Source organism: Trujillonella humicola, from assembly GCF_046233715.1.
Taxonomy (GTDB): Bacteria; Actinomycetota; Actinomycetes; order Mycobacteriales; family Geodermatophilaceae; genus Trujillonella; species Trujillonella humicola.
Genome location: NZ_JBJNRJ010000062.1, coordinates 22052 through 28484, shown reverse-complemented (window position 1 = coordinate 28484; position 6433 = coordinate 22052). Strand labels below are relative to the sequence as shown.

Below are 6433 nucleotides of genomic sequence, written 5' to 3'. Positions count from 1 at the left end.
TCGGGAGCGGCACGGACGGTAGGAGCCAGATCACCACTGGCCAGGATCCCAACCACCGCAACCAGCCGGTGCGGTGCTCAGCACCCTGACACTGAGGCGGACGGTAGGTCGGGGCACCGACAGTCCCCGCCGAGCCACGCCGACGCACCGGCTGCACGGCGCGCCGCCGGACGGTCGACCCTCCGGCCCGGGGGTGTCCCCCGGGCGGACGAACCCCCAGGTCGGGGTGGCGCAGGGGCGTGGGACGGGACACCATCCCGTCGGGGTCGCCGACGACCCCGCCGCAGGAGAGGTGACCGATGCCCCAGCGCTGCCGAAGGCGCCCCCGCCGTCCGTCGGTGCTCCTCGCCGGGGTGGCCGCGGTCGTGGTCGCCCTCGCCGCGCCTCCGGGGCCGGCCGCGGCGGACCCGAGCGACCAGCCCGGCGGCACCTCCGGCGTGCTGGACAGCGAGGCGCTGGACGAGCTGCAGCGCCGGGCCGCGGAGGTCCAGGCCGACCTGCTGGCGCGCCAGGGCGAGGTGATGGCCGCGCAGGGGGCGCTGTCCGCCGCGCAGGACGCCGCGCGGCAGGCCGAGGCCGCGGTCGCCGACCTCGAGGGTGAGCTGCTCGGGTACCAGCAGGTGGTGGCGGAGTACGCCTCCGCGATCTACCGCGACGGCGGCGCGCTCACCCCGCTGACCCTCCTGCTGACCGGCGGGGACCCGGGGGAGATCGTGGCCGCGATGGGCTACCTGGAGGCCGTCGACGCGCACGCCGCCGCGGTGGTGACCGCGGCCGAGCGGCAGCGGCGGGCCGCGGTCACCGAGCGCGACCGCGCCGCCGCGGCGCTGGCCGAGGCGCAGGCGCGGGCCGATCGGGTCGCGGCGGAGGTCCGGGCGCTGGAGGCGGCGGCGGCCGAGGTGACCGGCGAGCTGGACGCCGCCCTCGGCGACGTCGACCGACAGCTGGCGCAGCTGCAGCAGGAGCAGGTGCGGGTCAACGAGCAGACCGCGGCGAACTGGCGTGCCTACCTGGACGAGCTCGTGGCCGCCGGGGTCCAGGCCCCTCCCGCCGCCCAGCTGCTCGACCCGGTCGCCGGGCTGCCCGCCGGGCTGGTCCCCGTCGGCTCGGTGTCCGGAGGTGCGCAGGCCGGGGCCGCGCAGCTGCCGCGCCAGCCCACGTCGCTGCTGGTGCTGCCCCGTGAGGTGCTGACCGCGGTGAGCACGGCGATGGACTCCCTGGGCCTGCCCTACGCGCCGGGCACCACCGGGCCGGAGTCCTTCGACTGCGGGTCGTTGGTCCGGTCGGCCTACGGGGCGGCCGGCGTCGACCTCCCGGCCGACCAGGCCGGCCTCTTCGCCGTCACCCGGCCGATCGCGAAGGAGGACGTTCTGCCGGGAGACCTGGTCTTCCTCGGGACGCCGGAGGCCGGCCTGGGCCACGTGGGCCTGGCACTGGACACCCGGTCGATGCTGGCCGCCGACGCCCGGGCCGGCGCGGTGGTCGTGCGCTCCCTGCCGATGGACCAGGTGCTCGTGATCGGCCGGCCGAGCACCGGGCAGCGACCGGCCGAGCCGGCCCCCGGGCCGACCGGTGGCGCGCTGGAGGTGCAGTGCGGCAACACCGTGTACCCGCCGAGCTTCGACGGCGCGCGGTCGTGGGGCGGCTACCCCAACGGCCTCATCCCGCCGAGTGCGCTCTGCGAGATCGGCGTCGCGGCCCACGCGCTGCGCTGCGACGCGGCCGCGGCCTACCGCGCCATGAGCGCCGCCTTCGCCTCCGCGTTCGGCACGCCCCTGTGCATCACCGACTCCTACCGGACCTACGCCAGCCAGGTCCGGCTGTACGGGCAGAAGCCGGCGCTGGCGGCCGTGCCCGGGACCAGCAACCACGGCTGGGGTCTGGCGGTCGACCTGTGCGGCGGCGTCCAGACCTTCGGCACCGCGCAGTACCAGTGGATGGTGGCCAACGCGGGCCGGTTCGGCTGGCTGCACCCCACCTGGGCCGATCCGGGGAACGGCCGGGAGGAGCCGTGGCACTGGGAGTACGCCGGGACCTGACCGGAACTGTCGGAGGGCGTGCCTAGCGTCGCGCCCGACCGACGAGAGGACCGGGAGGAGAGCGGCCATGCTCATCGACTGCGACACCTGCACCGCCCGCGGTACCGGCTGCGCCGACTGCGTGGTGACGGTGCTGCTCGGCGCGCCGCCGGGCTGGCAGGGCACCGATCCGGCCGTGGTGCCGATGACCCGCCGTCCGGGCGCCCCCGAGGAGGAGTCCGCGACGACGACCACCCCGGGCGGGGTGGTCGTGGAGCTCGACGAGGTGGAGCGCCGCGCCGTCCGGGCGCTCGCCGAGGGGGGCCTGGTGCCCCCGCTGCGGCACCGGGCCGTGCCCGAGGAGACGCCGGGGGGCCGCCGCCGGATCGGCTGACCGCGGTGGTGACGCACCGGAGTGGCGAGCATGCTGAACGTGTCGATTCCCACAATCCACGCCTCCCGCGTTTGTCACATCTGCATCACGGCCGTACCGTGTCCGGCGTCCGACCGGGTGGTCGTCGCCCCGCGCGGGGCGACCTCGGCCGGACACCGCCGAGTCACCGCAGGCTCGGGCGCCACCTCCGGGGGCGCCCGGGACCGAGGTGAGCCGGGGACCCACCGCAGCACTGGGGTGAGTTCTCGTGCGCGCCGGCCCCGCCGGCGTGCACGCGCCGTCCGCGGCGCGCAGAGATAGGGCACGTCTTCCCAGCCCGAACCCGTCAGCTAACTCGGTAGGCGGTTGCTGAGGAAGAACGGAGAGCCGCCGACCGTGGCGACGCCTCGCCCTGCCCTGGGGCATGCACGAGCACAGTTCCACCCCGGTCTCCCGGCCGGGGACCAGCGTCCCTCCCGCCCCCGCCGGCTCGGCCGCGGGCTGCTGGTGGGGACCACGGCCGCCCTGGTCGTCACCGCCCTCCCGGGTACCGCCCTGGCAGACCCCGAGGCGGCGACGACCCCCGAGCAGGCCGCCCAGCTGGTGGCCGAGGCCAGCCACCGCCTCGAGGCGGTCACCGAGCAGGTGAACGAGGCCCGCGAGGTGCTCGCCCTGCAGCGCCTCGCCGTCGAGGCCGCGCGCCAGGAGCTGGCGACCACGCAGGAACAGCTGGACGCGCTCGACGGGCAGATCCGCCAGGTCGCGCGCAGCGCCTACACCGGAGCCGACGACAGCCTGGCCACGCTGAACCTGCTGATGACCAGCGACTCCGCCGAGGACTTCGTGAGCAGCCTGGCGATGCTCGACCAGATCTCCGGCCACACCACCGGCGTGCTGGACGACGTGTCGGCGGCGGCCGAGCAGGCCGAGCAGGCCGAGGCGGACGCCGAGGCCGCGGAGGTCGCCGCCCGGCAGACGCTCGACGACCTCAGCGCCCAGGAGGATGCGCTCCACTCCGACATCGCCGACTACCAGCGGCAGTACGACGAGCTGACCGCGGCCCAGCAGGCGCAGGTGCAGCAGGCCCAGACCGTGCGCACGGGCGAGCCCGTCGCCCCCGCCGCGGTCGCCCGCCCGGTGGCGAGCAGCGGCGCCGCCCAGGTGGCCGTCGACACCGCGCTGGCCCAGGTCGGGGACCCCTACGTCTGGGGGGCCGGCGGGCCGAACGCCTTCGACTGCTCCGGCCTCACGCAGTACGCCTACGCCGCCGCCGGCGTCAGCCTGCCGCACTCCAGCCGCATGCAGTCGCAGATGGGCACCGCCGTCTCGCGGGCCGAGATGCAGCCGGGCGACCTGATCTTCTACTACAGCCCGGTCAGCCACGTCTCCATGTACATCGGCAACGGCCAGATGGTCCACGCCTCCACCTCGGGCCAGCCGGTCAAGGTGGTCAGCGTGGACTCCATGGGCGGCATCACCGCCGTCCGCCGCATCCTCTGAGCCGGCGCGCCCCGCACTCCGGCTGCCGACGTGACCGGGCCGGTGACCCCTTCGGGGGTCACCGGCCCGCGTCGTGGCGGGCGCGGCGCCGGTCGGGGCGGTCCGCCCGGGTCCTCTTCTAAGCTCGGGACGTGTCCGCCCGCCGGGCCGCGCTCGTGGCCGCGGTCGTCCTCGGTGCGGCCTTCGTCCTCGTGGTGGTCCTGCGGACGCCCTGGACCCTGCTGCCCGACGTCCCCGGCGGGCCCACCGCGCCCGACCCCGGCGCCGGCCTGCCCGCCGCGGCCGTCGAGCGGGCCGAGGCCTTCGCGAGCGCCATCCGGCCGGCGTCGCTCGCCGCACTGGTGCTCGGGCTCGCGGTGTCGGCCGTGTTCGGCCTCACCCCCCTGGGCGCGCGGCTGGTGCAGGCCGTGGCGCGGCCGCTGGGCGGCGGCTGGGCCTGGCAGGTGGTGCTCGGCACCGTGGCGCTGCTGGCGGTCGGCCGGCTGGTCACCCTGCCGATCAGCGTCTACGGCGAGGTGGTGCGGCACCGCTACGGGCTGTCGACCCGCAGCTGGCCGCTGTGGGGCCGCGACGTCGTCGTCTCGCTGGCCATCGACGCGGCGCTCACGGCCCTGACGCTGCTCGCGCTCGTGTGGCTGGTCCGGCGGGCGCCGCGGACCTGGTGGGCCTGGGCGGCCGGGGCGGCCGCGGGCCTCGTCGTCGTCGGTTCGTTCCTCTACCCGGTCGTCATCGAGCCGGCCTTCAACACCTTCGAGCCGCTGCCGGCCGGGCAGCTGCGCACCGACCTGCTGGCGCTGGCCGAGGAGAACGGCACTCCCGTCGAGGACGTGCTGGTGTCCGACGCCTCCCGGCGGACGACGTCGCTGAACGCCTACGTGTCCGGCTTCGGCGGCACCCGCCGGATCGTCCTCTACGACACGGTCCTCACCCGGCTGCCCGACGCCGAGATCGAGTCGATCGTGGCGCACGAGCTCGGGCACGTGGCCACCGACGACGTGCTCACCGGGACGCTGATGGGCGCGCTGGGTGCCGCCGGCGCCGTCTGCCTGCTGGGCTGGCTGCTGACCTCGCCGCGGCTGCTGCGCCGGGCCGGCGTCGAGTCCCCGCGCGACGGGCGGGTCGTGGCTCTGGTGCTGCTGCTGGTGTCCGTCGGGACGTTGCTGGCCACACCGGTGCAGAACCTCGTGTCGCGTCAGGTGGAGCGCCGTGCCGACCTGCACGCCCTGGAGCTCACCGGCGACGCGCAGGCCTTCGTGGACATGCAGCGGCGGCTGGCCTCGACCAACCTCTCCGACCCCGACCCGCCCGCGGCCTGGCACTGGTTCTTCGGCTCGCATCCCACCTCGGCGCAGCGGATCGCCTTCGCCGAGGACTGGCTGCGGGCGGACCGGCCGTGAGCCGCACCCTGGTCGTCACCAACGACTTCCCGCCCCGGCAGGGCGGCATCCAGACGTTCGTGGCGGCGCTGCTGGCCCGGCGGCCGCCGGACTCCCTGGTGGTGCTCGCCTCGCGCTCGCCGGGCTGGGAGGAGCACGACGCGGCGCTGCCCTACCCGGTGGTCCGCCGTCCGACCGCCATGCTGCTGCCCACCCGTGCGACGGCGCGAGCGGCCGTCGAGCTCGCCGGCCGGTACGGGTGCGACACGGCGGTCTTCGGCGCCGCCGCTCCGCTGGGACTCCTCGCGCCGGCGCTGCGCTCGGCCGGGGTGCGCCACCAGGTCGGCATCACGCACGGCCACGAGACCGGCTGGGTGGCCGTGCCCGGCGGCCGGCAGCTGATGCGGCGGATCGCCGGCGGGCTCGACGTGCTGACCTACATCAGCGAGTACACCGGCGGCCGGCTGGCGCCGGCCCTGCGCGGGCGGGTCCGCATGGCGCAGCTGTCCCCGGGGGTGGACGTCGAGGCGTTCTCCCCGGCCGCCGACGGCGCCGTCGTCCGCCGCCGCCACGGGCTGGGGGAGGCGCCCGTCGTCGTGTGCGTCTCTCGGCTGGTCGCCCGCAAGGGCCAGGACGTGCTGGTGGCCGGCTGGCCGCGGGTGCTGGCGCGCCATCCCGGTGCCCGCCTGCTGCTGGTCGGCGGCGGGCCCGAGGAGGCGGCGCTGCGGCGGGCGGTCGCGGCGCGGGGTCTCGGCGCCTCGGTCGTCCTCACCGGGCCCGTGCCCCCGGACCAGCTGCCGGCCCACTACGCCGCCGGCGACGTGTTCGCCATGCCGTGCCGGACGCGGCGCGCCGGCCTGGACGTCGAGGGGCTGGGCATGGTCTACCTCGAGGCCGCGGCCTGCGGGCTGCCCGTGGTGGCCGGCACCTCCGGCGGAGCCCCGGAGGCGGTGCGGGACGGCGTGACCGGTCACGTGGTGGCCGACCCGCGATCGGCCGACGGGGTGGCCGACGTGCTGGCCGGGTTGCTCGACGATCCGGCGCGGGCTCGGGCGATGGGCCGGGAGGGCCGGGCGTGGGTCGAGCAGCGCTGGTCCTGGACCCGGATCGCGGACACGTTCGCCCAGGTCCTGGAGCCGGACGGACTCCGGGCGTAGAAGGCTCTC

General features: G+C 76.6%; 5 protein-coding genes and 1 riboswitch. All 5 genes read left to right on the top strand.

Translation table 11 applies throughout. The features are described 5' to 3' along the window. The first annotated feature begins 338 nt into the window (after nucleotides 1-338). Nucleotides 339-2039, top strand: a complete 1701-nt coding sequence (locus tag ACK586_RS22030) for a D-alanyl-D-alanine carboxypeptidase family protein (RefSeq protein ID WP_409332656.1) — start codon at nucleotides 339-341, stop codon at nucleotides 2037-2039. Nucleotides 2040-2106: 67 nt separating this feature from the next. Further along, complete coding sequence (locus tag ACK586_RS22025) at nucleotides 2107-2412, top strand: hypothetical protein (RefSeq protein WP_409332655.1); 306 nt, start codon at nucleotides 2107-2109, stop codon at nucleotides 2410-2412. A gap of 184 nt (nucleotides 2413-2596) precedes the next feature. Beyond that, nucleotides 2597-2771: riboswitch (cyclic di-AMP (ydaO/yuaA leader) on the top strand. Between the two features lie 127 nt (nucleotides 2772-2898). Continuing rightward, nucleotides 2899-3891: a C40 family peptidase gene (locus tag ACK586_RS22020; protein WP_409332654.1), complete on the top strand. Its 993-nt coding sequence runs from the start codon at nucleotides 2899-2901 to the stop codon at nucleotides 3889-3891. A 131-nt stretch (nucleotides 3892-4022) separates the two neighbouring features. Beyond that, nucleotides 4023-5288: a M48 family metallopeptidase gene (locus ACK586_RS22015; RefSeq protein ID WP_409332653.1), complete on the top strand. Its 1266-nt coding sequence runs from the start codon at nucleotides 4023-4025 to the stop codon at nucleotides 5286-5288. Next, complete coding sequence (locus ACK586_RS22010) at nucleotides 5285-6424, top strand: glycosyltransferase family 4 protein (protein ID WP_409332652.1); 1140 nt, start codon at nucleotides 5285-5287, stop codon at nucleotides 6422-6424. Before ACK586_RS22015 ends, ACK586_RS22010 begins: the two co-directional genes overlap by 4 nt. Nucleotides 6425-6433 lie beyond the last annotated feature (9 nt).